General features: G+C 40.5%; 25 protein-coding genes. All 25 read right to left on the reverse strand.

Features of this window, described 5'->3' with window-relative positions; translation table 11 throughout:
- Positions 1–4: 4 nt before the first annotated feature.
- The 25 genes from ACH8JV_RS03270 to ACH8JV_RS03390 all read right to left on the reverse strand — a co-directional run bounded on the left by ACH8JV_RS03270 (position 5) and on the right by ACH8JV_RS03390 (position 24,801).
- Complete coding sequence (locus ACH8JV_RS03270) at positions 5–2,320, reverse strand: MMPL family transporter (RefSeq protein WP_396519709.1); 2,316 nt, start codon at positions 2,318–2,320, stop codon at positions 5–7.
- On the reverse strand, positions 2,295–2,924 hold the full coding sequence (locus ACH8JV_RS03275) for an outer membrane lipoprotein carrier protein LolA (protein ID WP_104074996.1): 630 nt from the start codon (positions 2,922–2,924) through the stop codon (positions 2,295–2,297). Before ACH8JV_RS03275 ends, ACH8JV_RS03270 begins: the two co-directional genes overlap by 26 nt.
- On the reverse strand, positions 2,924–3,352 hold the full coding sequence (locus ACH8JV_RS03280) for a thioesterase family protein (RefSeq protein WP_039250438.1): 429 nt from the start codon (positions 3,350–3,352) through the stop codon (positions 2,924–2,926). The genes ACH8JV_RS03275 and ACH8JV_RS03280 overlap by 1 nt, the downstream gene beginning before the upstream one ends.
- 9 nt (positions 3,353–3,361) lie before the next feature.
- Positions 3,362–4,897 (reverse strand): histidine ammonia-lyase, encoded by a 1,536-nt coding sequence (gene hutH, locus ACH8JV_RS03285; protein WP_396519711.1) that lies wholly within the window; start codon positions 4,895–4,897, stop codon positions 3,362–3,364.
- 1 nt (position 4,898) lies between these two features.
- Positions 4,899–5,825 carry an acyltransferase gene (locus ACH8JV_RS03290; RefSeq protein WP_396519713.1) on the reverse strand — a complete coding sequence of 309 codons (927 nt, stop codon included), beginning with the start codon at positions 5,823–5,825 and terminating at the stop codon, positions 4,899–4,901.
- A 2-nt stretch (positions 5,826–5,827) separates the two neighbouring features.
- A complete protein-coding gene (locus ACH8JV_RS03295; protein WP_396519715.1) occupies positions 5,828–6,568 on the reverse strand; it encodes a glycosyltransferase family 2 protein in 741 nt (246 codons plus the stop codon).
- Between the two features lie 2 nt (positions 6,569–6,570).
- On the reverse strand, positions 6,571–8,229 hold the full coding sequence (locus ACH8JV_RS03300; RefSeq protein ID WP_396519717.1) for an AMP-binding protein: 1,659 nt from the start codon (positions 8,227–8,229) through the stop codon (positions 6,571–6,573).
- Positions 8,230–8,238: 9 nt separating this feature from the next.
- A complete protein-coding gene (locus ACH8JV_RS03305) occupies positions 8,239–8,793 on the reverse strand; it encodes a septation protein IspZ (RefSeq protein ID WP_077162755.1) in 555 nt (184 codons plus the stop codon).
- A complete protein-coding gene (locus ACH8JV_RS03310) occupies positions 8,790–9,044 on the reverse strand; it encodes an acyl carrier protein (RefSeq protein WP_170318151.1) in 255 nt (84 codons plus the stop codon). The genes ACH8JV_RS03305 and ACH8JV_RS03310 overlap by 4 nt, the downstream gene beginning before the upstream one ends.
- Before the next feature lie 5 nt (positions 9,045–9,049).
- Positions 9,050–9,310 carry a phosphopantetheine-binding protein gene (locus ACH8JV_RS03315; RefSeq protein ID WP_039250423.1) on the reverse strand — a complete coding sequence of 87 codons (261 nt, stop codon included), beginning with the start codon at positions 9,308–9,310 and terminating at the stop codon, positions 9,050–9,052.
- Between the two features lies 1 nt (position 9,311).
- Positions 9,312–10,115, reverse strand: coding sequence for a 1-acyl-sn-glycerol-3-phosphate acyltransferase (locus tag ACH8JV_RS03320; RefSeq protein ID WP_077162756.1), 804 nt, complete (start codon positions 10,113–10,115; stop codon positions 9,312–9,314).
- Positions 10,100–10,714, reverse strand: coding sequence for a beta-ketoacyl synthase chain length factor (locus ACH8JV_RS03325; protein ID WP_114270788.1), 615 nt, complete (start codon positions 10,712–10,714; stop codon positions 10,100–10,102). Before ACH8JV_RS03325 ends, ACH8JV_RS03320 begins: the two co-directional genes overlap by 16 nt.
- A gap of 196 nt (positions 10,715–10,910) precedes the next feature.
- On the reverse strand, positions 10,911–12,320 hold the full coding sequence (gene der, locus ACH8JV_RS03330; RefSeq protein WP_005066184.1) for a ribosome biogenesis GTPase Der: 1,410 nt from the start codon (positions 12,318–12,320) through the stop codon (positions 10,911–10,913).
- A 188-nt stretch (positions 12,321–12,508) separates the two neighbouring features.
- Complete coding sequence (bamB, locus tag ACH8JV_RS03335) at positions 12,509–13,654, reverse strand: outer membrane protein assembly factor BamB (RefSeq protein WP_396519720.1); 1,146 nt, start codon at positions 13,652–13,654, stop codon at positions 12,509–12,511.
- Positions 13,654–14,352: a tetratricopeptide repeat protein gene (locus ACH8JV_RS03340; protein ID WP_002053293.1), complete on the reverse strand. Its 699-nt coding sequence runs from the start codon at positions 14,350–14,352 to the stop codon at positions 13,654–13,656. The genes bamB and ACH8JV_RS03340 overlap by 1 nt, the downstream gene beginning before the upstream one ends.
- 28 nt (positions 14,353–14,380) lie before the next feature.
- Positions 14,381–15,673, reverse strand: coding sequence for a histidine--tRNA ligase (gene hisS / locus ACH8JV_RS03345; RefSeq protein ID WP_311069560.1), 1,293 nt, complete (start codon positions 15,671–15,673; stop codon positions 14,381–14,383).
- Positions 15,670–16,785 (reverse strand): flavodoxin-dependent (E)-4-hydroxy-3-methylbut-2-enyl-diphosphate synthase, encoded by a 1,116-nt coding sequence (gene ispG, locus ACH8JV_RS03350; RefSeq protein WP_000572095.1) that lies wholly within the window; start codon positions 16,783–16,785, stop codon positions 15,670–15,672. The genes hisS and ispG overlap by 4 nt, the downstream gene beginning before the upstream one ends.
- 21 nt (positions 16,786–16,806) lie before the next feature.
- A complete protein-coding gene (locus tag ACH8JV_RS03355; protein ID WP_263612900.1) occupies positions 16,807–17,598 on the reverse strand; it encodes a RodZ domain-containing protein in 792 nt (263 codons plus the stop codon).
- Complete coding sequence (gene pilW / locus ACH8JV_RS03360; protein WP_263612899.1) at positions 17,589–18,389, reverse strand: type IV pilus biogenesis/stability protein PilW; 801 nt, start codon at positions 18,387–18,389, stop codon at positions 17,589–17,591. The genes ACH8JV_RS03355 and pilW overlap by 10 nt, the downstream gene beginning before the upstream one ends.
- Positions 18,390–18,404: 15 nt before the next feature.
- Positions 18,405–19,637, reverse strand: coding sequence for a 23S rRNA (adenine(2503)-C(2))-methyltransferase RlmN (rlmN, locus tag ACH8JV_RS03365; RefSeq protein WP_151682915.1), 1,233 nt, complete (start codon positions 19,635–19,637; stop codon positions 18,405–18,407).
- Between the two features lie 122 nt (positions 19,638–19,759).
- Entirely contained in the window at positions 19,760–20,191 is a 432-nt protein-coding gene (ndk, locus tag ACH8JV_RS03370; RefSeq protein ID WP_000963851.1) for a nucleoside-diphosphate kinase, read from the reverse strand.
- 113 nt (positions 20,192–20,304) lie between these two features.
- A complete protein-coding gene (gene iscX, locus ACH8JV_RS03375) occupies positions 20,305–20,505 on the reverse strand; it encodes a Fe-S cluster assembly protein IscX (RefSeq protein ID WP_004698764.1) in 201 nt (66 codons plus the stop codon).
- Between the two features lie 99 nt (positions 20,506–20,604).
- The gene (locus ACH8JV_RS03380; protein ID WP_039250407.1) at positions 20,605–21,156 is read right to left on the reverse strand and encodes a phosphatase PAP2 family protein; all 552 of its coding nucleotides are present in this window, start codon (positions 21,154–21,156) and stop codon (positions 20,605–20,607) included.
- A 24-nt stretch (positions 21,157–21,180) separates the two neighbouring features.
- The gene (locus ACH8JV_RS03385) at positions 21,181–22,479 is read right to left on the reverse strand and encodes a glycosyltransferase family 4 protein (RefSeq protein WP_396520010.1); all 1,299 of its coding nucleotides are present in this window, start codon (positions 22,477–22,479) and stop codon (positions 21,181–21,183) included.
- A gap of 138 nt (positions 22,480–22,617) precedes the next feature.
- Entirely contained in the window at positions 22,618–24,801 is a 2,184-nt protein-coding gene (locus ACH8JV_RS03390; RefSeq protein ID WP_396519723.1) for a carboxy terminal-processing peptidase, read from the reverse strand.
- Between the last annotated feature and the right edge of the window lie 186 nt (positions 24,802–24,987).

The raw sequence follows: 24,987 nt of genomic DNA on the forward strand, positions 1-24,987 counted from the left end.
CAAATTATGAATGGTCTTGTAAATTCACGATATGTTTTTCATCTGCCGGGGTGAATAAAGTCGCATAGATGAATGAGAAAATAACCCCAAATAAAACCGTCAAACCAAAACAGTGAATTGCATACGTATGGCTAAATGAAAGTAATCCAAAGCCAAGTAAGGTCGACATCATACATAAAAATAACGCCATTCCAACTACTTGTGGATGATCATGCCCATGTCGATAAAAAATTGCATAGTCGACACCAATCCCAATAATCAGGAAAGTACCCATAATACTAAACAAATTAATTTCTACACCTAACCACGCCTGAACAGCAAAAGTGCTCAATAAAGCCAAACTCACAGGCAGAACCAAAGGCACAATCGAACTTAAGCCATAAATAACGGCTAAGCCTAGTGTTAATCCAATTAATGCATAAATCAGAAGATGCTGAGCCTGTACTCTATGCTCGGCAAACATTTGCGACATTGTTGCAATCGGTTGCTGAAAATGCACATATTGAGACTGTAGCCCTATTAAAACCTCTGGATGTTTTATTCCTGTCACCATAACCAAACGCTCATTCGCTTGGAGCTGTAAAAAAGCTAAAGGATGATCTTTAAATACGGCGAAATCCAATAAGGGTTGTTTCGCGAGCTGCTGTTGCCATTGCAAAACATCAGCCACATTTAGCCCCATACTTTGTGCATATTGTTCTAAAGTCGAGCGTGGAATACTTTGTAATAGCTGCACATTATGTTGCTGTTGAACCAACGGTGGAATCCACTGTCCCAAAGCTTGAAACGCAGAAATTTCCCCTTTTGCCTGTAACTGCTGCAACTGTCCAATAAGTTGTTGTTCCTGTTGCTGCATTTCATTTGCAGAGGCGGCTTTTACCACAAAATAATCACTGCCTTGTTGTTGTCCAAATTGTTCGCGTACAGTTTGATCCTGCTGCTTTAAGCTCGCATCCATACCTTGCAAATTACGAATATCATCGTTTGTTTTAAGGTAGAAAAGACTAGCTGTCCCCGCAACTAAAATAGTCGCAATCAAGCTATAGCGTATTTTTGCACGTTGCTGAAACCACAGTCGTGTTTGTCCAATCCATGACAAAGCATGTATGGCTGGCTGGGCATTAAGTGCAGGTAGTCTTGGTAACAAAAGCACACTACTAATCCAAGCCGCAGTTAATCCGACAATTGAAAATACCGCAATTTGTCTAAACCCGGGAAATGGTGTAAAACTCAAAAAGACATAAGCCACCAAGGTGGTCATTAAGCCCATAAATAAGCTAGGCAACAAAGGTAATAAAATCTGGAAACCACCTAGCTTGCGATGCTGAGATTGCATTGCCATAAAGTAAAAAGAAAAATCGACACAAACCCCAATCAGACTCGCACCAAATACTAAAGTGATGAGATGGATTTCCCCAAATATCCAGTGAGTCACTGCAAATGCAACAAAGCTTCCGGTCGAAACAGCAATAAATTCTGTCGCCATAGGACGTAATGAGCGGAAACCAAACCACACCAGAAAAATCAGACCTAATGTCGAACCAACACCAATGGTCGAGATTTCCTCTTTAGCCGATTGCGTTCCAAAATTTGTAAATAAAATCGTTCCCGTCCAATGGGAATTTAGCCCCATTGCAGCTAATTTTTGTTTGGTCTGATCAATCCAGCTCGATACTTGTTCTTGATAATCAATATTATATGGGCTTTGGGTTAACTGTAATACAAATAACCGTGAAAGCCCCTGATCATGATGAATAGTCGCAAAGCCTTGCTCCATTTCAATATCTTGCTGGGATGGCTTTGCCAATTGCATGGCATAACGAGTAAACAAGAGTAATGGATCTTGCTTAAGTGATTCTGCTGTCACAGGTAGGCCCGGACTCATCATCTGCATTAAGCTTTGTTCGCTAAGTGCCGAATAATCTTGCTTTTGTAGTAACTGCTGGTCTTGCTCACTTAACAAACCTACCCGATGTTGATAGAGCTGCTTTGCAAATTGATCAAAATCAAGCTGTGGTTTTAAAGGTTGCCATAATGGACTGCTTTTGGCTTGTACCGTTAAAAGCTCCGTCGCGCGTTGTATCTCAGACTCATCTTTAGCATCAACTACAACAAATACTTTGTTATTGAGTTGCTCATTCATATACTGCTGAGTACGTGCAAGCTGCGGGTCCTGCTGCATTTTCGGCAATAACGCAAAAATATCCGTCTGAATATGAATATCTTTTTTAAGCCATGTTATACCCAACCCCACAGCCATGAGTAAGAGCGCGATTAGCCACAGTACAGTAAATTTATTTTGCCAATTGGAAAAGCGCATGCTCGGCAGCCATTAAAGTCGTCGGTTTAGAAGTCTGGTGACTAAAGCGAATTGTGGTCAAATTATTGGCTTTTTCAGTAATCACAATTTGGTTTACATACTGTTGACCTTGAGCATCTACACGCACAAACAGTTTTTTAAATAAGCTACTTTTTGGCGTTAAACTAATATTCCAGCCCGCTGGACTATAGTTTGCACTCACTACATTAAAGTTCTTTGCCAAGGCTTGTTCATTGCCTGACATTAACTGCAAAAAGAGTGTTGCAACAGAACTATAAGGCGATTGATCAATTTGAATCTGGCTAAATGTTCGCTGAGTTTTTTGTACCAGTTTGGTTGGAGTAACAATGAGATCCGCCTGTACCGGACGTTTAATTTGCCATGCCACACCATAAGATTTGGCAAATAATAAAGAACCGTTGGATACAAAAGTTTTATTCAAAGACGGTAATTTCTTTTGCTGCTCGAAATCAGCACGGACAATCGGCGTTTGTGCCAACTGCTGAAAAATCTGTGTCACTTCTGTCGAGGCCGCATAAACGGCGCTCAAGCTGCCCATCCATACTGTGAGACCTATCCCTAAAGTTTTAACAAATTTAGACATCATGCTCCCCTCGTTGGTTGAAACTCAGACCACGCATTTAAACGTTCAAATAAAACCTGAGGTGACTGAAGGCACATTTCACGGTTTGCAATATTTACAGCAACCTGTGTGGTATAGCCCTTGGTTAAACGCTTTCCAGACTCGGCATCAAAAATCAAATAGTCTATTTTTAAACGGTTTTCCCATTCTTTTAAAATAGCCCGAACCCGAATCTTTTGTTCAAACTCAATACCATATGCATAACGGACGTGACTTTCTATCACAGGCCATGCATAACCAGATTCTTTCATTTGCATATAGTTGTAATGAAATTGATCAAGCAATTTACAGCGTGCAATTTCAAAATACTTTAAATAGTGTCCATGCCAAACCACATTCATGGTATCAACATCATGAAATGGAATCTCAATGATTACATCCGCATGCATTCGCTCACCTTATCCCATAAATTCTGGTTGATTAAACAATTCAAGTTGGTCTAAACGATCAACAATCTGTTGTAATTCGGTTTGTAATGGTCGATCTTCTTCGACAAATGCAAAGCTTTGTAAGGTCCATTGCATGAAGGCTTGTAATGTTGGGCTTAATTGTTCCGTTAAACCTTTCAAATGAATCGCCTGTACACTTGCACAGCACAGCGCTGCAATTACTTGCTGTGTCAAAGTAATCACACGGCTCGCATCACGTGCAGCAATGGTTCCCATACTGACTTTGTCTTGGTTATGGCATTCGGTTGAACGTGAAAAAATTGAAGCAGCTAAGGTGTTTTTTAGAGCCTCGGCTGTCCACGCGGAGACTCCAATCTGTACAGCTTTAAAACCATGATTCAGTGGTAAACGTTCAGCCGTTGCACCTGTTAGATTACGCGGTAAACCATGATTCATTTTATGATCGACCAACTGTGCAATCTGTCTATCCATCAAGTCAGCAATATTGGCAATCATAATTTTTAAGCTGTCCATTGCCTGTGCAATATGTCCACCGTAGAAGTGACCACCATGCAACACACGCATGCCGACAGGATCAATTAATGGATTGTCATTACTCGAATTCAGCTCATTTTCAATAAACTGACGTAACCATACTTTTGAGTCTTCAAACACGCCAATAATATGCGGCGCACAGCGTAATGAGTAACGATCTTGCAGGCGTGGGCTCTGATGTGCGGTTTGTACTTCACTGTTCAGCCAATCACGTAATTGCTTGGCAATCTGTTGCTGCCCTGGATGCGGCTTTTGTGCAAACAGAACTTCATCGAAATGACTTGGATTACCTTCCAATGCCAATACGTTCAACGCAGTAATCAAAGTACTTGCAAAAGCAATCTGCTCTGCTTTTTTATAATTTAAACATGCAATTGCCGTCATCACCGCAGTACCATTCATAAGGGCCAAGCCCTCTTTCGGTCTGAGTGTTAAAGGCTGTAACCCTTTTTCGGCATACACTTGACCAACCGGAACAATTCGTCCATCGACATAAACATCACGCTCACCAACCAAAGTTCCAGCAATATAAGATAATGGTGTTAAATCACCGCTTGCCCCCACTGAACCTTCAGATGGAATAACCGGAATCACATTTTGATTGAGCAACCAAACTAAGCGTTCCAGCAAAGCAATCGACACACCTGAATAACCACGTGCCAATGAACATAAACGAGTAACAACGACTGCACGTGCGGTGATTACATCAAGGTTTTCACCTAAACCACAGCCATGAAAACGAGAAAGATGTAGCGGTAATTCATTGACCTGATGCAATGGAACTTCAACCAAACACGAGTCGCCATAACCCGTCGTCACACCATAGATAACGCCTTCTTCTTCAAGTAACTGATCGAGAAAATCAGCTCCTTTTTGAATCAGTTCACGCCATTCAGAAGACGCAGGTAAAGCAACCTGACATTCGCCTCTGGCTACAGCAACAACATCTTCAATGCAAAGTGGTTGTTCCCCTACGGTTAACACACGCATGTTATTTCGTCCAAAAATTATAAAAATTAAACCATTGATAAGGAGCTCGCATGCAATGCTGCTCTAATACATTTACATAGGTTCGGGTCACACTTTGCATACTTTCAATACGGTGGGCACGTGGTAAATTTACCTGCTCTGAAATGAGATGGATATGCACTTGAAATTGTTGCTGCATGCGATAACAAAATACGGCTATGACCGGTACTTTAAGCAAATTTGCCAAAATCCATGCGCCTTGTGGAAATGCAGCAGTTTCCCCTAAAAACTCTAGCTGCTGTACACGATCTGACTGTACAGGCACTCGGTCTGCTGCAACAATGACCCACTCACCTTGTTGCATTTTATCTTGTAGCAACATAGCCGTTTCAATACCGAGCTCATCGACAGATAAAAGACAAACATCTGCTTTATCATTTATTTTTTTGAGAAAATCATTAAATTTCGTTGCATGTTTTTGATAAACCAACACATTAATTTTCTGTGGATGGTCTGATTTTATTGCGCGAAGCAACTCAATATTACCAAAATGCGAAACAACTATTAGAGCGCCCTTTTGGTAGTGCTGATGAAAATACTCATGTCCAAAAATTTCCAGTTTTTGTTCTGGAATATTGCCTAGCCAGCCCTCGATCTTATCTAAAATACATTCGCCGAACTGCATAAAGTGAGTGTAGCTATTCCCCAACGTTGGCTCATATGTAAATGGAGAGTTGGCTCCCGCAAAACGATGTAATTTTCGTAAGTAGAGTAGTGAAGCTTGTCTTGCTGCAACTGCAAATAACCAATACCACATAATCACAAAGTACAGCACCAATTTACATAACCAGCGTCCACCAAAACGATAAAACCAAAGCATTAACATTAATGGCAACATGCCACCACGCTCTTTAATATCATTCCATTTTGGAGAAGCTGACTGTGTCATGGTTAACCTTGCAGCTTATGTTTTAACAGTTTTGGCAAACGAATCAGCATCCCCATAAATAGAGTTGCATGTGCCTTACTTAGGCCTAAGTTGTCTCGCCAAGCATGAAAATGGGAAATCCCCTGCTCTGGATAAACCACTGACGTCGGGACATTAATGAAAGGTGTATTTTCCCATTTTAAACGCACTAAAATTTCACTATCAAAACCCATACGTGGTTGGAATTTAGCGCTATTCAATACCTTAATGGTGCTCTCAAGTGGATACACTCGGAAACCACACATACTGTCTTTAATCTCAAACGATAAACTATTTAACCACACCCAAAAGTGGGTAATGTAACGTCCATATAGGCGCTTTTTGGGAATAGAGGCATCGAAATATGGCTGACCAATCACCATCGCATCTGGATGCTGCCGAGACTGTTCCAGAAATTTTGGAATGTCATCCCAGCAGTGCTGACCATCGGCATCGAGTTGTAATGCATGACTTAAACCAAGCGCATGTGCTGCGCGTAATCCGGTTATTACAGCTTGGCCTTTGCCTTTATTTACCTCATGCTCGATTAAATGAATTTGAGAGTATTGCTCTGCCAAGTCTCTTAAAATTTGGCTACATGCGGCATCACTTCCATCATTTACCAGCACAATCGGCAGATGAAAACCATCCAAATTAGCAATCAAGTCTGCTAAGAAATGTGGATGATTATAGACTGGGATAACAAAGCCATAGTTGGTCTGCATTTTTAACCCTCTACTTCCGTTTGCAAAGCAAATAATAGTCGTCCTGAAGCTAGAATCTGTTCTGAATCACGTAATTCAAAACTCACCTTATGCTCTTTTCGAGAAAGCTTGAGTTGCACGACAGCATAAGGACAAATGAGATTTTGGAATTTTAACTGCTCATACCCTTGGCACCAATTTAAATCGGACCAAATTGATTTAGCAAAATGTTGTAAAAAACCTATTTGCCCCACTCCTGGATAAATAGGCTGGTTTGGAAAATGGCCTTTAAAACATGCTAACTCAGGTGGAAACTCAAGACTAAAAATATAGTCATCTGCACTTTGACTCTGTGACAGCACAACAGGTTGCAACATCGGCTTGAATAGCGTTTTCAAATAACTTTTATCGAGTTTAGACTGTGTATTTTGCGGTAGCTGACTTAAAAAACGCCATTGACGTGGAATTGCTAAGGTTTCTAAATGATCTTTCAACTGCTGTTTTAAATGGCCAACAAAGACTGCCTTACCTTGCTTTTGCAACTGCTCACGAGCCTGCTCTGTCAGAACAACAATACAACCCAGCATTTGACGATGCTCATGCTCAAACACCAGTACATGACACTGTTTGACTTCGTCTAAGGCTTGAATACTTTGTTCAATCGCATCTAGACTCAAACGCTTTTCTTCAAGCTTAATAATTCGGTCGGTACGCCCTAAAAGCTGAAAACTCTTACACATGTGATCTACCCATTCAGCACGATCACCTGTGGTAATCCAGTTATCTTCATAAGCATGATTACTTTTGACCATGAGCTGATGGTCTTCAATACGAATAGCCACATTCGCAAAAGGCGTCCATACGTCATCATCTTTAGCACGATGGGCAATGCCCCCCGTTTCCGAACTTCCTAAAACTTCAATAATTAAGCAATTGACTAAAGGACGAACGCCACTTTCTAGTTTGCCACCAGAACTAAACACCATCTGGCATTGTTCTAAAACCACGTCGGTTGTCCAGCGTTTTAATAAAGCTGGGCTTGAAATCAAATAATTACTTAAACTCAGTGTTTTTAATTGCTTTTGAACTTGTACAACATCTTCTGGATAAGCAACTTGCGGTATATAAAAACAACGCCCTGTTGCAAGAGGTAAAAGTAGCTTAAACAGTAATCCATAAATATGTTGGTGACTCACCGTTGCAATAGCTATAGCATCATTTTCAAAAACAAAACTTTGGCTTAAGCCTTGTACCTCATTGAGTAATTGTTTTAGGGTTCTTGGAATTTTTTTAGGCTGCCCTGTTGAACCAGAAGTATAAAAATAGAGTTGTGCCTGCTCTAAAAAGTCATCATCCAACGTTAAAGATAAGGGAGCAACTGATTCAACACTTTGACGTTTTAAAAAATAAATATGCTGTGCTGCAAAGTCCTGTTCTAATTCACGCACTCGATTTGGCGGTAACAGCACCTGCTTTTTAGCCAATAATGCAGCAAACAATAAAACCAAAAATTCGTAGCTATCTGTTTCCCACAAAGCCCAAGTTAAATTTTCTAATTGAGCAATTGCACCGGCTTGTAAGGCCACATCCTGCCAAAAATAATTAAAGCTAGTTGAATGCAGAGCACTGCCTAAGCAAAGTGGCTGAACCGAATCGATGAATTTCTGAAAATGACACTGCATAATTTTGAATTAGTGATTTGAAGAATGTAAACGCTGATGCCTTTTACGCAAAATAAATTCGCCAAGGAATAACATGCCCATCAGCACATAAGAAATAAAGCCATTATAAATGACCCAAATTTGAGTCGAAGTAAAAAAAACCGTAATGAATGCAATTAATGCATTACATAAAAAGAAAACACACCAGACCTTAGTGACCTGCCTAGTCCAATGAACACCTGATGGTGGTAAATCAGGTTCAATCAACCGAGCAAAACGCTCAATCATAGAAGGAGGTTTGATTAAGGTGAATGCAAAAATACCTAAAGCGCCCAAACTCATCCCAACCGGATACAGCTTTAACCATGCATGATCCTGTAGTAGTAAGCTTAAGCCACCACAAACAATAGCAAGGCTGGTTAAAGGCCATAAAAGGTGATTACCTTTACTAAATAAACGTAAAACACCTAGCCCAATAAGCAATGCACTTACCCAGACAAATTGTCCGTGCGATAAACTCCAGCCCACAATAAAGGGATACAGCACAAAAAGTGCTGTAATTATCCCTTTAATTAACATTTTCATTCAGCAGTCATGTTCTGAATAACAGTCACTACATCTAACACAGTTCTTACATTTTTAAAGTCTTCAGGTTTTACTTGTTTACCTGTTAGCTCTTTAATCTTCACTACCAAATCAACTGCATCAATACTGTCTACATCTAGATCTGAATATAAGTTTGAATCTAACTGTACAGACTCAGGTTCGATTTCAAATAAATCTTCCATCCATTCACGGAGTTTTGCCAGTACTTGTTCTTGAGATAACATCATCACACTCCTTATGCTTGCTGCTGCGCTTCGACCAACGCAACCAAACTTTGAACTGATTTAAAGTGCTGTTTGGTCTCATCCGATTCTGCACTTAAATGGATGTTGTAACGTTTTTTCAAAGCAAGTCCTAACTCAAGGGCATCAATCGAGTCTAATCCTAAACCTTCTCCAAATAATGGAGCTTCTGTATCAATATCGGCAATAGTAATATCTTCTAGTGCTAAAACATCAATAATCATTTGCTTTAGTTCATCAGCAAGATTGCTCATTTCAAGATAACTCTTCATCAAAAATTTTGTAAAAACTACGACTTAACTCACGAACTTGTTTAGGTCCTACCGTTAAATCTTCTAATAGATCTTTTACATACACTGCATCTAGTACCTTCACTTCTATATGAAACGGCCGAGATGGTACGTGATACCATTTTTCATTTTTGGTTAATGTAGATGGAGCACATGTAATCACTACTGGGCGAATTGGCACATTTGCACGAATGGCAATATTTGCGGCCCCTCGCTGAAACTCATTGAGGATCATTCCTTTTTCAGTCCGAGTACCTTCCGGAAAGATCAAAAGAGAAGCGGCATTATCCTCTTTTAGCCGAGAAACACAATCCTCGACAAACTGCTTAGAGCCTGCATTTAAAATATAACCTGCACTTTGTACTGGTCCTTTGGTAAATGGATTGCTCCAAAGAGATTCCTTCACCACACAATTAGCTTGCTGCATCATACCAATTAGTACTACAACATCAATCAAAGTCGGATGGTTGGCAATGACAAGTTCTTGGCGACTATTTTCTAATTTTTCCAGGCCTTCTACCGAATAGGTCATAATACCAAGCTTAACCATCATTTCAGTAAAGCCTTTAAAGCTATGCTTAATTATACTTTGTGCATATTGTTGGCGTTTTTCTGGATCTGATGTGGTCACTTTCAATGCAGGTGCAATGACTGCCGCGATTGCCATACCACCTATACCAAAACTCGCAAAGCTAAAACCTGTAGCAGCTACCCGCCAACAATAATTACTTTTTTGCTTTAACTTTTTAAGGTTTAGCATTTTTTCCACCCATATTCAGACATAGAAAGATCAGCACTTTGCCAAAAACGAGAAAATGTCAGACCGTCTAATTCATCTGTAGGTGACCATTCAGTAAACTGTAAATTAGGCTGATCCAGACTTACTAAGGCAGCCATTGCATAGGCAGGAAAATCAATAGTCTCGCTATAAATGTTTGGTAAGGGTTCATCGTAGGCAACGACTAAAACCCGCTGAATACGTGGTAAAGCTTTTAATGCAGCGTAAGCTTCTATTAATCCTTCTGTCCATGAACAACTTAGACTGGTAGATGGAGTGTCATCCTGACATAAAATAGAATACAAACCAGAAATAGCATTGTGAACTGAGGTAGAGAACTGCGTAGGTGATGGTGTTTGGCCTTGCAGAACATCTTGTAATATTCCTAATGTTTTGGCTTCATCACCATAACGTGATACCCAAACAATATAATCAACACGCTGTCCATCTAAAGTACTAATTGCACTATTGAGCGCTAATTTAGCCAAGGGTGACAGACGCCTTCTTTGCATGGCGGGAATACACTCAAGTGCCGCGTAAGAAGGTTGGGCATGTGTAAGCGTTAACTGGGCAAGATGTAATGTTACCATGCTAAAAAAGAACCTTAAGCAGCATTATTCTTTCGGAATATAGATTATTTTATAAAAAAATGGATTATAGCATTCGTTATGAAATTTACAAAAAATTACGTTTATCAATCACACTTTTTCATAAATCTTTGTTCTGTATTAATTCTTTGTAAAAAAAGCCCAAAGATGACTTTGGGCTTTTTTACATGAATACAGATTAACGATTAAATTTCTTTTCCGCTTTTTTGAATTTCTGAATATAACGACGACGACGCGCAGCTGTACGTTCATCAACTTGACTCTTACGACCTTCAAATGGGTTTTCAGAAGTTTTAAAGTCAATACGAACTGGTGTACCTTCAAGTTTATACACTTTACGGAACACGTTCTCTAAGTAACGGCGATAGTCCGCAGGTGTCTTATCAACCTTGTTACCATGAATCACAATAGTCGGTGGGTTTTGTCCGCCCATATGCGCATAACGCATTTTAATACGGCGACCACTAATCATTGGAGGTTGGTGAGCTTCTGTCGCATCACTCAAAATTTGAGTTAATTTCGCTGGTGAAACTTTTAAGTTTGCAGACTCATAAGCACGGTGGATAGAAGGATATAAATCACCTACCCCTGTTCCATGCAGTGCAGAAATTAAATGAATTTTTGCCCAAGGAATGAAGTCAAAACGACGTTCAACGTCAAGCTTACATTGCTTGCGGTCGTATTCAGACATGTTATCCCATTTGTTAATGGCAATAACCATGGCACGACCAGCTTCAAGCGCATAACCAATTAAGTGTAAGTCTTGCTCAACAATACCTTCACGCGCATCAACTACAACAACCACAACGTGAGCATCTTTCATTGCCTGTAAAGTTTTCACAATTGAGAACTTCTCAATCATTTCATCAACTTTACCTTTACGACGCACACCAGCTGTATCAATTAAGGTGTATTTACGGCCTTCACGCTCAAACGGAATATAAATAGAGTCACGAGTTGTACCCGGTTGGTCAAACGCCACTACACGGTCTTCACCAAGTAAGCGGTTTACCAATGTTGACTTACCAACGTTCGGACGACCAATAATGGCTAAACGTAAGCCTGTATCTTTGTCATGCTCTTCCGGATTTTCATCTTCTGGAACTTCCGCAAGTACATCTTCAAGCATTTGCTGTACGCCGCGGCCATGGCTCGCTGCAACCTGTAATGGTTCACCCATACCAAGTTTATAAAACTCAACTAAAGCAGCTTCAGCATGTACGCCATCTACCTTGTTCGCAACAAGATAAATTTTCTTGCCTAAAGTACGGAGTTCACGAGCAATTTGCTCATCAGAAGCTAACAATCCAGCACGTGCATCAACTACAAAAATAATAATATCTGCTTCGTTGATGGCTGTTTTTGACTGCTCGGCCATGTAGTTATCGATACCGCCTTCACTTTCACCGATACCGCCAGTATCAACAACAATGAAAGACTTATTTTGATAAGTCGCATCACCATATTTACGGTCACGAGTCAGACCCGCGAAGTCGGCTACAAGTGCATCACGACTCTTGGTAATCTGGTTAAATAACGTTGATTTTCCGACATTCGGACGACCAATGAGCGCAATAACGGGTTTCATACAATAACCTTAATTCAAGACCAGCCATATCTCATGGCATGAGCATTAGAAACAGTACAGGAGATATATTTTAAGGTCAGATATGACCATAATAAAAGACGGGGCTTTGAACTGATTTAATTCAAACACCCCGATATTTTTTAACAGCGTAATTTGTTAAGCGGCTATTTTAGCACAAGCGAACAAAATTAACGATTCTGCCAAATACTTAAATCGCCTTTTCGGGTCGCAACGTAGAGCTGATTCTCAATAACACGTAATGTATTGACCTCACCACTTGTTTTAGAACGACCTACCAATTTACCTGTTGCTGGGTCGATCTGGTGTAAAACACCATCTAAATCGCCAACAATAAGGTCGGATCCCAACACAACAGGGTTACTTAAATGACGATTTAAGAGACTTTCATTTTCCCAAAGCTTTTCGCCTGTAGATAAATCATAAGCAGTCAACTTACCATCAGTTGATGAAACAAATACTTTATTGTCATAAACTTCTGGACGTTTGGTGCTGCTTGAATCTTCACTCCAAACTACGCGTTGAGAAGCCAAATCAGTCACTGTGACTTGACCTTGGAAGCTGGTTGTCACCATAAGCTGGCCTGCAACAACCGGATCACCATCAATATCAATTAGACGTTGAATATCAGAACGACCTTCACTTACCGCAACACGACGTTGGAAACGTGGAATACCACTGATCGTATCAATTGCATAAACATATGCATTTGCAGAAGCAATTAAAACAGTACGTGGATCAAGACTGACTGGTGATGGTTGACCGCGCAAACTGAACTGAACGTTTGGCAATTTGTATGCCCAAACTTGTTGTCCTGATGATGCATCATGTGCAAATACAGTACCGTCGTTTGCGATCGTAATCACACGTCCAGATTGAACTAAAGAAGGACTTAATAATGCACCAGATAATTGTGCAGTCCATTTTTGCTCACCTGTAGCTTGATCTAAAGCAAATAACTGACCTTTGCTGTTACCCACAACAACAATACCTTCAGCAGCTTCAACACCAGAGCTTAAGCCCAATTTACTTACTTTTTTCTCCCAAAGACGTTGTTTACCGCGATATGCAGCAACTTCGCCTTTAGGGTCAAGTGTAAAAACAACACCGTCACTAGCATCAAGTTGTAAACGTAATGGATCTGCCTTATTCGTAGAAGAAACACTGCGCGAAAACACCGGTACTAGAGACTTTTTCGACTCAGTCAATTTCGGTAGTGGATTTGGTTTTGCTTCTTTTACTTTGTTGCTAGAACATCCCACCAGTACAGCTGATGCGATTGCAATTGCCAAAGGCAGTTTGAATTTCTGATTCATTAAGACTCTTCCACCTGTGTTTCCAAAATTGGGCGCTCAATCTGTGGATCTTCAACTAAAACGCCAACACTTTCGAGTTTAATTTGTAAAATTTGTCGCTCTTGTTTACGTTCCAGTAACGAATCCCATGCAGCTTGATACGCTTTTTTAGCAGAATCAATATCTTTCTTCGCAACAAAGATATCACCACGTAACTCTTCTACTGTTGCTTTAAATGCCGGATCGACATTACCAGATAAGGTTTTTAGAGCTTCATCATATTTGTTTTGCGCTAATTGTGCATCTGCTAAACGCAATTTTACAACCTGAATCAGTCCTTCATCTTTTACTTTTGAGTTTTCAACTTTTTTCAAAGCTTTTTCAGCAGCAGCATAATCTTGTTTTTCATATGCAAGCTTTGCTAATACAAATTGAGTTTGTATCGCCTGAACTGAATCAATATCATCTTTTACAAGTTTATCTGCTGAAGCTGTGATTGAAGCTAAAGCATTTGGATTATCGGCTGTTGCATTTGCCTCATCCATTAACTGCTGTACTTTTGCAGTTTCTGTTTGGCTCGTTGCAAGATTTCTTTTTTGCCAATATTCCCACCCGAAAAAGGCAATCAATGCAATGAGAATCCCGCTAATCATGGCAGAACCATATTTTTTGGCGAACGACTTTAAGCTGTCGAATTGTTCTTCATCACTTAAGCTCATGTGATTGTCCTTTTCCAGATGTTTCAGTTTATTTTGTAAATTTTTCAATTAAGAATGGTACGAGTTCAGCCAATGCAACTTGAGACTGCTCAGCTGTTGCTAACTCTTTGATAGCAAGCTGCTGTGCTTCCCATTCACGTTCACCCAAAATCATGGCGTAAACGGCCCCAGCTTGATCAGCTTTTTTCATCTGACTCTTCATACTGCCTTGTGAACCCGTTTTAATGCGAACATTGCTATTAGCAGCTTCTAACTGATCACGTAATTGCTCTGCCAAAACTAATGCTTTAGCTTGATAAGCGGGCTCTGCAACCAAGAAAACTTCACAATCGCGTACAGTTTCAGCTTGTTCAACTTGCTCAAGTAGAAGCAATAAACGCTCCATCCCCATTGCAAAACCAACAGCAGGTACAGACTGATCAGCCTTACCTTTTAATTGACCAACCAGACCATCATAGCGTCCGCCTGCACATACTGTACCTTGCGAACCTAGTGCTGTCGTTGTCCACTCAAAAACAGTTTTATTGTAGTAATCTAAACCACGTACCAATTTTTGGTTAATTACAAATTTAACGCCTGCAGCAGTCAAATAATCTTGTAATTGTTGGAAATGGCTTAGGCTGTCTTCTTTTAAGAAGTCATGTAATTTCGGCGCATTTTCCAAAATTTTCTGGGTCGATTCAATTTTAGAATCTAAAATACGTAATGGATTTGTCGTTAAACGACGCTGTGAATCTTCATCCAAAGCATCTTTATGTTCATTTAAGAACGCAACTAAAGCATTACGGTATTCTGTACGCTCATCTGTTTCACCTAAAGTATTCAACTCAAGCTGAACCATGTGATCAACGCCCATACGTTTCCACAAACGAGCTGTCAAAAGAATCAATTCTGCATCGATATCAGGAGTCGCTACACCAAAAGTTTCTACACCGAACTGATGGAACTGGCGATAACGGCCCTTTTGTGGTTTTTCATAACGGAACATAGGTCCCATATACCACACACGCGGCGTAGCACCACGCAACAAGTTATGTTCAACCAACGCGCGTACACAACCCGCAGTCCCTTCTGGACGCAAAGTTAATGATTCAGGTGGGTTTCCTTTATCGAAGAATGTGTACATTTCTTTTTCAACGATATCAGTTGCATCACCAATAGCACGTTTAAACAGTCCCGTTTGTTCAACGATCGGCAAACGAATTTGTTGGTAACCATAAGCATCCATTAACGATGCTAAATGCTGCTCGAGACGTCTCCACGCTGCTGTTTGCGTTGGTAAGACGTCATTAAAACCTTTGATTGCGACAATTGAACTCATGATGAACTACGAATAATTTCTTTAGATTTAGCTTCTTCAAGCTCTTGAACACGTTGACGAACCATTGTTTCGATTTCATCAACCAATTGATTGGTATCAATTAAATGGCTTTTCTCACCATTACGATAAACCAGTGAACGAGGCGCAGCCCCAACAACCCCGATATCTGCTTCTTTTGCTTCACCTGGGCCATTTACCTTACAACCAATAACTGAAACGTCCATTGGTGTACGTATATCTTCTAGGCGCTCTTCTAAGGCCTGCATCACCTGAATCACGTTAAATTCTTGGCGAGAACAACTTGGACACGCAATAAAGTTAATACCATTAGAACGTAGGCCAAGCGATTTTAAGATATCAAAACCGATCTTGATTTCATCTTCTGGTTCAGCAGCAAGCGAAATACGCATGGTATCGCCAATGCCTTCCATCAATAACCCGCCAAGAGCAATCGCTGATTTCACAGTACCTGTACGGTAAATACCAGCCTCGGTTACACCCAAGTGCAATGGATTATCAATTTGTTGTGAAAGCAAACGATAGGCATCCATGGTTAAAAACACATTTGATGCTTTTACGCTGACTTTAAACTCATGGAAATCTAGACGGTCTAAAATATCAATATGACGTAAGGCCGACTCAAGCAGTGCCTGCCCTGTAGGCTCGCCATATTTTTTCTGCAAATCTTTTTCTAGAGAACCCGCATTCACACCAATACGCATAGAAATGCCATGATGACGTGCAGCAGCCACAACTTCACGAACTTTCTGGTCTGAACCGATATTACCCGGGTTAATACGCAAACAGTCTGCACCATAGTCTGCAACTGCTAAAGCAATTCTATGGTCAAAGTGAATATCAGCCACTAATGGAACTGAAACACGTTTGCGGATCGCACCAAAGGCTTCAGCTGCTTCCATAGAAGGAACTGAAACACGCATAATATCTGCACCTGCATCAACACAACGTTCAATCTGAGCAACTGTTGCATCGACATCGCAAGTTTCGGTATTTGTCATACTTTGCACGCTAATAGGTGCATCGCCGCCGACATAGACCGAACCAACACGGATTTTACGCGTTGGTCGACGTTTAATTGGGTTCTCTATCATTGTATCGCTCAACTCATGGTATTAGCGGGATAAACGGAATTCAGCTTTACCGTTTACCGTATATGGAGACAATGAAATCTGTTCTTGGTTTAAACTTAATGACACAGCTGTTGCGTCATCAAGACGAATCTGGAATGGAGACTCACCATTTAAGGTTAAAGTCGATGCCTGACGACCCGTAGCTAAAACTTTCCCTGTTGCATCTACAATATGAACAGAAGTTGGACGGTTAAAGTTTAACACCAATTGATCACCCGCTGTTGCAGAGGCATTTCCTTTCATAGGTAAAACTTCAACATTAGACTGATTCGCTTTTGGCGCCTCAGCTTCTTCTTTGTTTGAAGTCCATTTTTGGACACCCATCACAATCAATGACACGACAGCAATAATCAAAATCGCAAGCAATGCACGCTTTAACCACTTCTTGTTACGATCACTATTAGAACCCGGTAATTTACCCATGATTTTAATTGGTGAGTTGTTTAAAGCATGATTTGGCAAAAGGCCTGTATCGTTTGCATAAATCTCATCAAAACGCTGAATAATTGCAGTTGCATCAGCATTTAAATATTTTGCATAAGAACGATAATAACCTTTGATAAAGGTTGCTTCTGGCAAAGATTTATAATCGTCTTGCTCTAACGCACTGAGCGTTTTAAGCGGCATATTTAAATCTGAAGATACTTGCTCTAATTCTTTTTTCTGAGAAACACGAATTTGACGTAAATACTCACCAGGACGTTGAATATTTCCTAAAGCAGAAGTCGGTAAGCTTGAGCCAGTTGGCTGCTGTGAATTAGGATTTATTTCCATACGGCCTCAGTACTATACTGTAATTGCAAATAACGTTGATATTCTGGACTTTCCGGGAATAAAGCACGTAACTGGTTTACTAAAACTTGCATTCCCATTTTATCCGCATTGGCTCGAGCCACTCTTAAACCAATCCAAAGTGCGCGAGCACCCTGATTTTTCTGCCCCACTGTACGAACATATTGTTCATACATTTGTGTAGCAGCCGGAATCTGCTGCTGCAAATAAAAAATTTCTGCTAACTCTAACATTGAAATGTAAGAGTCGCGGTTAGCAAGGAGTGCTTGTTTGAATGTTTTTTCAGCACTCGCAATATCACCCAATTTTAAATAAATCCGCCCAAGATTTTCTAAGGCTTGATAGCGTTGATCATACCCTAATGTTGCACCAGCAATACGGAATTGCTCGACGGCATCATTATAACGCTCCATTTGGTACAAATACGTACCATAATTATTACGTGCCTGAGCATTATCTGGCTCAGAAGAAATTGCACGTTTAAAATAATGTTCTGCTTTTTCTAAATTGGGTTTACTGCCTTCTTGTTGCAATAAAATACCCATCATCATATTTGCCGTTGCATCACGACTATCGACACTTAAGGCTTGATCAAGGGAACGCTTTGCAGAATCCAAGTCACCAGAACGAATGTATTCTGCAGCAAGCTGCGTACGCACCTTCACTGCTTTTTCCGGGTCCTTTTTTAGTGTTGGCGAAGTCTGACAACCACTTGCCAGAAATGCAACTGCAACCCCCATACATAACATGATCTTTAACTTCGGAGTACTCAAAGTTTTCCCTCAACTTTATCCTTGTGTACGTAAAATCTCTTGACGCTGTGTAACTTTTTTCTGCCACTGTTCAGCACGGCGGGTTCTATCAGCTACTTGACCCACTAACTGTCCACATGCAGCGTCAATATCATCACCACGTGTTTGACGAATCGTACACACAAATCCGGCATCAGACAAAGTTTTTTGGAACGAGATAATACGATTTCGGCTTGAGCGACCATATGGCGCGTGCGGGAACGGGTTAAACGGAATCAAGTTAATTTTACTTGGTAGGTTTTTTAATAATTTAATCATTTGCTGTGCATGTTCAGGTTGGTCATTCACACCTTCCAACATGACATATTCGATGGTTACATGTTTACGTGCACTTTCATTACCATCTTTGGCAATATAACGCTGACATGCTGCAATCAACTGAGCCAATGGATATTTTTTATTAATAGGCACTAATTCATTACGTAGTTCATCGTTTGGCGCATGTAAAGAAATTGCCAAAGCAACATCAATATCTTTCGCAAGCTGGTCAATTTTTGGTACAACACCTGACGTTGATAAAGTCACACGACGTTTTGACATGCCATAAGCAAAGTCATCAAGCATAATGTGCATTGAGCTTAATACGGCGTCATAGTTGAGCAATGGCTCCCCCATACCCATCATCACGACATTGGTCACTGAACGCTCACGTTCAGCAACAGGCACTTCTTCCATATAAGAATAGTTTGCCATCCAAAGTTGCCCAATAATTTCATCTGGCGTTAAATCACGTTGGAAACCTTGCTTACCTGTTGAACAGAATGAGCAGTCCAATGCACAGCCCACTTGAGAGGAAATACAAAGCGTTTTACGTAATCCTGTTTTATCTTCGGCAGGAATTAATACAGTCTCAACTAATGAACCCGCACCCTCACCTACGCGAAACACCCATTTACGTGTGCCATCTTTTGAATAGTGACGGTGAACCACCTCAGGAGCTTTAATCTCACAAATTTGTTCAAGTTTTGCACGCAACTTTCCTGAAATATTGGTCATCTCAGCAAAATCAGTAACAAAGTACTGATGAATCCATTTCATGACCTGTCCGGCACGAAACTTTTTCTCACCAATATCTTCGAAGAATTTTTCTAATTGCGCGCGTGACATGCCGAGTAAATTCACTTTTTCGGCAGCAGGCGATGCTGGCGTGGACGAAGATTGCTGCTGTCCATCAAGATTTTCAGATGAAACGACCACTGCAGAACTCATGTGTATTTACCTAAACCATGTCAAAAACAGAAGATATTGTTCAAGAATCAGACAATATGCTCTTGAGAGAATAAAAAAACCAGATAAGTAGTATACCACTTATCTGGTTTGAATGCTTTCGATTAACGAGTGCGTGGGCAGATCTCGTTGTCAGCAAAGAAGTAAGCAATTTCACGCTCTGCAGAAGCAACTGAGTCAGAACCGTGAGCAGCATTTTCGTCGATGCTTACAGCGAAATCAGCACGGATAGTACCAGGAGCCGCTTCTTTAGGGTTTGTAGCACCTAAAATTTCACGGTGAGCAAGAACTGCGTTTTCGCCTTCAAGAACAGATACTACAACTGGACCAGAAGTCATGAATGCAACTAAGTCACCAAAGAAACCGCGTTCTTTGTGCTCTGCATAGAAACCTTCAGCATCAGCTTGAGAAAGGTGTTTCATTTTAGTCGCAACAATTTTTAAACCCGCTTTTTCGAAACGAGCAAAAATTTCACCGATGTGGTTTTTAGACACAGCATCAGGCTTTACGATAGACAAAGTACGTTCAATAGCCATGAGTGGCTCCTTTATTTTAAGATTTAAACTTTAAAAAATTTGCAGCATTATACCGATGTCATAGGCAATAATCAGCTTTGAATGTGTAAAAGTTGCGATTTTTTCTACTGTTTTTAGCGAACTTCATCTATCCAGGCCATTTGGATACCTTCTAACAATCCTTCGGTTGATTTATTTGGGTCATCACTGAAGTCTGGTAATGCACATACCCATGCATGTAAATCGGTAAAACGGATCCATTGCGGATCAACTTCTGGATGTGCTTCTGACAATTCAATGGCAATATCAATCGTATCTGTCCAACGTAAGCCCATAGCGGCTCCTATCTGTTTAATCTGCTAAATCACGAACTGTGTACTTTAGCAAATCCACAAACCTAATCGATAGCTTAAGCTGATAAAAATTACTGTTCGTTATAAAGCGATGTTTAATAATGGCGCTACAAATATAATGATACTTGCCACTGCCGCACCAATCAGCGCACCCACAATCACATCACTTGGGTAGTGAAGCCCAAGCACCATGCGAGACAACGCAACCAGCACCATGAAAGGTAACATAGCGGCTAATAACACAGGTTGGATATATCCCAACACAATTGTCACCATCACTGCATGTAACGTATGGCCAGATGGAAAACTAAAGTGATCAAGTGGTCTTTCACCAAGCACAATCACTTGATGGACTTGGTATGGGCGTGGACGCGTCGTTTTATGTTTTAGAAATTTATAAATTGCCGTTCCGATAGAGCCGCCAATTAACAAATAGATAATTTGCAAACTGTAGGTAATGCCATGCATTCCCCATACAATTGCCAGCATGAGGTACCAAAATGGCCCATCGCCTGCACGGCTAATAATTTTGAAGAATAAAGCCACACGTTGTGAGTGAGAAAAATGATTGAGATATAAACAGCCTCTCAAATCGAGATCGAGTATTTTTATTTTTGCATTCTTTAATTTCATGGTCGTTCTCCTATTTTAGGATACTTAGGTGAAGTCCACCGAGGATTCCTTCACCACCTGATAAAATGCCTGTTCTAATTGTTGTACCGGAAGTTGCCAACCGCTTTGCTGTACTTTATGACAGGCTTGCATGCCCATTTCTCTAAGTTGTTGTACTGAAGGGAGTTGATAAATTTGTTGTATAAAATGGTTTTTCTGCCCAAGTGGACTTAACCAACCACTTACGTTATGGACTAAATATTGATGTGCACATGCATAATCATACGCGATAACCGGCAAACCGCTCGCCATTGCCTCTAAAACTACGTTACCAAACGTTTCAACTTGACTCGCAAATACAAATACATCTGCGCTTGCATAGGCAGCCGCCAAATCTTGGCCACGCAAACTACCTGTAAAAATAACATGTCTCGCTTCAGGTAATGCTTTTAATCGAGCAAGATCCGGACCATCTCCTACCACAACCAGTTTAGTTTTATGTTGCTGCATGTTTTGCATGGTTGCATAACTTTCAACAATCAATTGCACTTCTTTTTCTGGTGATAAACGCCCTACATACAGCATGACACGAGTATCGGCATCGACACCCCATTGCTGGCGTAGGCTTTCTGAGCGATGCTTTGGTGAAAAGCGTGTAGTGTCGACACCTCGTCCAACCACAATAAGTGGACAGGTAATACCGAAACCACGTAAAGCTTCTTCTGTATCTTTACTTGGAACACAGGTCACTTGCGTGTTGTTATGAAACCAGCAAAGATATTTTTGAATTGGCTTAACTAAAAAAGCCAGATCAAAGAATCGACTAAAATCTTGAAATGGTGAGTGAAAGCCACTAGAAACCGGAATGTCTTTTGCTTTCGCAGCTTGCATAGCAGTTAAGCCTAGAGGCCCTTCCGTCACAATGTGCACAACATCTGGCATAAATTTTTCAAAAGCTTTTGAAACTTTTAAATATTGAGGCCAGCCAAATTGCAGCGTTGGATATTTGGGAATCGCTTGTGACATGACGAGACATTCTTGCTCTGGCAAAAAATCATGACACTTCGCTTTTTGTTCAGGTCGAACCAGTAGTATTTTATGCCCTTGTTTTTGCAAACCTTGACATAACTGTAATAGCGAGAGTGCTACGCCATTAATTTCTGGCGGCCATGTCTCTGTCACAATGGCAATTTTTAAACGAGGACGAACCAACCCGTGGAGTTGGTGCAATTCCTGAGTATTAGACAACTGCTGTTTTTGTTTAAAATAGAATTGGAAGCTTTCAGGGAGTTGCTGTTGTTTTAATAGTGCTGTCGCGTATGAGCCTTGCATAGCGCCATCCATCAATGTATTTATTTTCATGCTTAAAGATTAAGCAGCTTTCTTGACACTTTGATGATAAATGCATGACAGTTTACTGACATAAAAAATTAAAAAAGCACGCTGAGAACAGCGTGCTTTTCGTAAAACAGACAAAAGAACTTAACGGTTTTGCAATTTTGCATAATCCATAAGTACATTTGCCGCTTCATTCACAAATGTTTCTTCTTCTGGCAACGCAGGACGTTGGTTAGCTTTCATTTTGGCACGAGATTCAGCTAATGCATCTAATGAAGCTTGGTAGCTTTCCCAGTTTGCAAAAGGTTTTTGACCTGTTGCTGCACGACGTTCATTTTCAGCATCTAAAGTTTGCTTTTCTAAACTAAGAAGCTCTGCACGGCGCTTATCAATATCAAGTACAACCTGTTTTTGGTCACTCGTAACCTTTGCGATTGCTGTACGTTTATTTAAATATTTAAACTGAGGATCGACAGCAACACGTTGTTCAGAGAATTGAGACAACTTCGCAACATAAGGTTGAACAGAACCTTCACGCTTAAATGGTGCGGTAGGAATGGTATCCCACTTCAATGCGTTTTTCGATTTACGCTCACCAAACTCTTCGTTATAGATATCGACAAGCTTAATATCTGGCACTACACCTTTGTTTTGCGTACTACCACCTGTAACACGGTAGAATTTACGTTGCGTTAAAGTCGCTTGGCCGTATGCCAAAGTATCAAGTTGGACCTGAGCTGTACCTTTACCTGTAGTTGTACTACCAATGATAATGCCACGTTCATAGTCTTGAATTGCCGCAGAGTAAATCTCACTTGCTGAAGCAGATGCCAAGTTCACCAATACAGCGAGTGGACCTGTATAGATTTGCTGACCGCCATCATTGTCTTCAAATACACTGACATTGCCGTTGCCATCACGAATTTGCACAACTGGACCTGACTTAATCACTTGCCCAAGCATACGTGCAACTTCTTCTAATGAACCGCCCGGGTCATTACGCAAGTCAATAATAATACCTTCTACTTTCTTCGCTTTTAATGCCTCAAAAGCATTTGCAGTATCTTCGGAAACTGAACGATATTGCTGACCAGCGCGACGTGAACGATAGTCAAAATAGAACGATGGAATTTCAATCACACCTAATACATGCTTTTTACCATCGCGTGTCACTTCAACTGTACGTGAGCGAACACCTGCATCTTCTTCTTGAATAACATCACGTACTAAAGTCACATTACGTGCCTGACTCATTGATGCACCAGCACCAAGAAGTTTTAGCGTGACTTTAGTGCCACGTTTACCACGGATAAGCCCAACAATTTCCGAACTTGTCCAACCAACCACATCGATCATTTTGCCGCCCTCTTGAGCGACTCCAACGATTCGATCTCCCGATTTCACTTGACCAGACTTACTTGCAGGACCACCTTCTACAATGGTTTCAATCTTGGTGTAATCTTCATTGCCACGCTCTGGACGAATCGATACCCCAATCCCTTCAAGCTGCAAAGTCGTTTGGCGATTTAGTTCAATCGCATCAATTGGCGGATAATAGTTACTGTGAGGATCATAGGTCGCTAACATTGCATTTAATGTTTTATCTAAAACATCATCGCTTTTTACACGACTAATTCTTTCAAGCTGACGTGTATAACGCTTAGTCAAAGTCTGAGCTGGCGTTAAATCTTCTGGACCTTTTAAATCTTGACCATCAGCAAGTGACGGGTTTTCTTTAAGTGCCTTTTGTTTTGCCTGCTCTTCTTCACGGCTAATGGTTAAATTAATTAACTGTGAAACCAGCATTTTACGCCAGTGATTCTGTTGCTCAGCCGTTGTTTTAAAATACGGCGCTTTTTCGCGATCTACTTCTATATAGCTATTTGGTTGCTTTAAGTTCTGTTGTTGTTTCAACTCAGCCAACATGAACTCGTAAAATTGTTTTAAGCGTTCACGATATTGCTGGTGAATTGCAAACGGTCCAGTTAAGTTCCCCGCTTTTAATGAAGCACCAAAATTTGAACCATAGAGTTTTTTATAATTTTGAACTTCAGCGTCTAAAAATAATGAATGGTCTGGATCAAGACTGTCTAAATACATATCAAGAATACGGTTAGATGTATTCGCATCCAAACGCATATTTAAATAATGTTGGCGATCAACTAAAGTTGCCAGTTGACGAGCCACCAAGGCCTGCTCTTGCGTTGGCTGGATCGATTGAGAAACAGCAGCTGTATTGGTTGCTGCTCTTGCTTCGTTCATCGTATGAGAGAAGAATAAACCGCCAGTCGCGATTGCTACTGCACAAGCTATAGTTTGAAGTTTCATAAATTCTTAATACTTCCTTGGGTGTTCGTATCTTACACGCTCTGTTTTCGATATGAACTAAGCAGATTCAACATCTTAACCAACTAAATTGTTTATACCGTGTAGTTTTATCATATTCTGTACTGACAAAATGTAGCAAATCATTGCAAAATTCGCTTATTGTTTTTCAATCAAAATTCAAATGGA

The organism is Acinetobacter sp. ABJ_C5_2, assembly GCF_044538485.1.
GTDB classification, from domain to species: domain Bacteria; phylum Pseudomonadota; class Gammaproteobacteria; order Pseudomonadales; family Moraxellaceae; genus Acinetobacter; species Acinetobacter nosocomialis_A.

Excerpts from the sequence above, each read along its gene's own strand:
- ACH8JV_RS03270 (WP_396519709.1), bottom strand. The coding sequence starts at position 2,320 with ATGCGCTTTTCCAATTGGCAAAATAAATTTACTGTACTGTGGCTAATC.
- ACH8JV_RS03275 (WP_104074996.1), bottom strand. The coding sequence starts at position 2,924 with ATGTCTAAATTTGTTAAAACTTTAGGGATAGGTCTCACAGTATGGATG.
- ACH8JV_RS03280 (WP_039250438.1), bottom strand. The coding sequence starts at position 3,352 with ATGCATGCGGATGTAATCATTGAGATTCCATTTCATGATGTTGATACC.
- hutH (WP_396519711.1), bottom strand. The coding sequence starts at position 4,897 with ATGCGTGTGTTAACCGTAGGGGAACAACCACTTTGCATTGAAGATGTT.
- ACH8JV_RS03290 (WP_396519713.1), bottom strand. The coding sequence starts at position 5,825 with ATGACACAGTCAGCTTCTCCAAAATGGAATGATATTAAAGAGCGTGGT.
- ACH8JV_RS03295 (WP_396519715.1), bottom strand. The coding sequence starts at position 6,568 with ATGCAGACCAACTATGGCTTTGTTATCCCAGTCTATAATCATCCACAT.
- ACH8JV_RS03300 (WP_396519717.1), bottom strand. The coding sequence starts at position 8,229 with ATGCAGTGTCATTTTCAGAAATTCATCGATTCGGTTCAGCCACTTTGC.
- ACH8JV_RS03305 (WP_077162755.1), bottom strand. The coding sequence starts at position 8,793 with ATGAAAATGTTAATTAAAGGGATAATTACAGCACTTTTTGTGCTGTAT.
- ACH8JV_RS03315 (WP_039250423.1), bottom strand. The coding sequence starts at position 9,310 with ATGAGCAATCTTGCTGATGAACTAAAGCAAATGATTATTGATGTTTTA.
- ACH8JV_RS03325 (WP_114270788.1), bottom strand. The coding sequence starts at position 10,714 with ATGGTAACATTACATCTTGCCCAGTTAACGCTTACACATGCCCAACCT.
- der (WP_005066184.1), bottom strand. The coding sequence starts at position 12,320 with ATGAAACCCGTTATTGCGCTCATTGGTCGTCCGAATGTCGGAAAATCA.
- bamB (WP_396519720.1), bottom strand. The coding sequence starts at position 13,654 with ATGAATCAGAAATTCAAACTGCCTTTGGCAATTGCAATCGCATCAGCT.
- ACH8JV_RS03340 (WP_002053293.1), bottom strand. The coding sequence starts at position 14,352 with ATGAGCTTAAGTGATGAAGAACAATTCGACAGCTTAAAGTCGTTCGCC.
- hisS (WP_311069560.1), bottom strand. The coding sequence starts at position 15,673 with ATGAGTTCAATTGTCGCAATCAAAGGTTTTAATGACGTCTTACCAACG.
- ispG (WP_000572095.1), bottom strand. The coding sequence starts at position 16,785 with ATGATAGAGAACCCAATTAAACGTCGACCAACGCGTAAAATCCGTGTT.
- ACH8JV_RS03355 (WP_263612900.1), bottom strand. The coding sequence starts at position 17,598 with ATGGAAATAAATCCTAATTCACAGCAGCCAACTGGCTCAAGCTTACCG.
- rlmN (WP_151682915.1), bottom strand. The coding sequence starts at position 19,637 with ATGAGTTCTGCAGTGGTCGTTTCATCTGAAAATCTTGATGGACAGCAG.
- ndk (WP_000963851.1), bottom strand. The coding sequence starts at position 20,191 with ATGGCTATTGAACGTACTTTGTCTATCGTAAAGCCTGATGCTGTGTCT.
- iscX (WP_004698764.1), bottom strand. The coding sequence starts at position 20,505 with ATGGGCTTACGTTGGACAGATACGATTGATATTGCCATTGAATTGTCA.
- ACH8JV_RS03380 (WP_039250407.1), bottom strand. The coding sequence starts at position 21,156 with ATGAAATTAAAGAATGCAAAAATAAAAATACTCGATCTCGATTTGAGA.
- ACH8JV_RS03385 (WP_396520010.1), bottom strand. The coding sequence starts at position 22,479 with ATGGATGGCGCTATGCAAGGCTCATACGCGACAGCACTATTAAAACAA.
- ACH8JV_RS03390 (WP_396519723.1), bottom strand. The coding sequence starts at position 24,801 with ATGAAACTTCAAACTATAGCTTGTGCAGTAGCAATCGCGACTGGCGGT.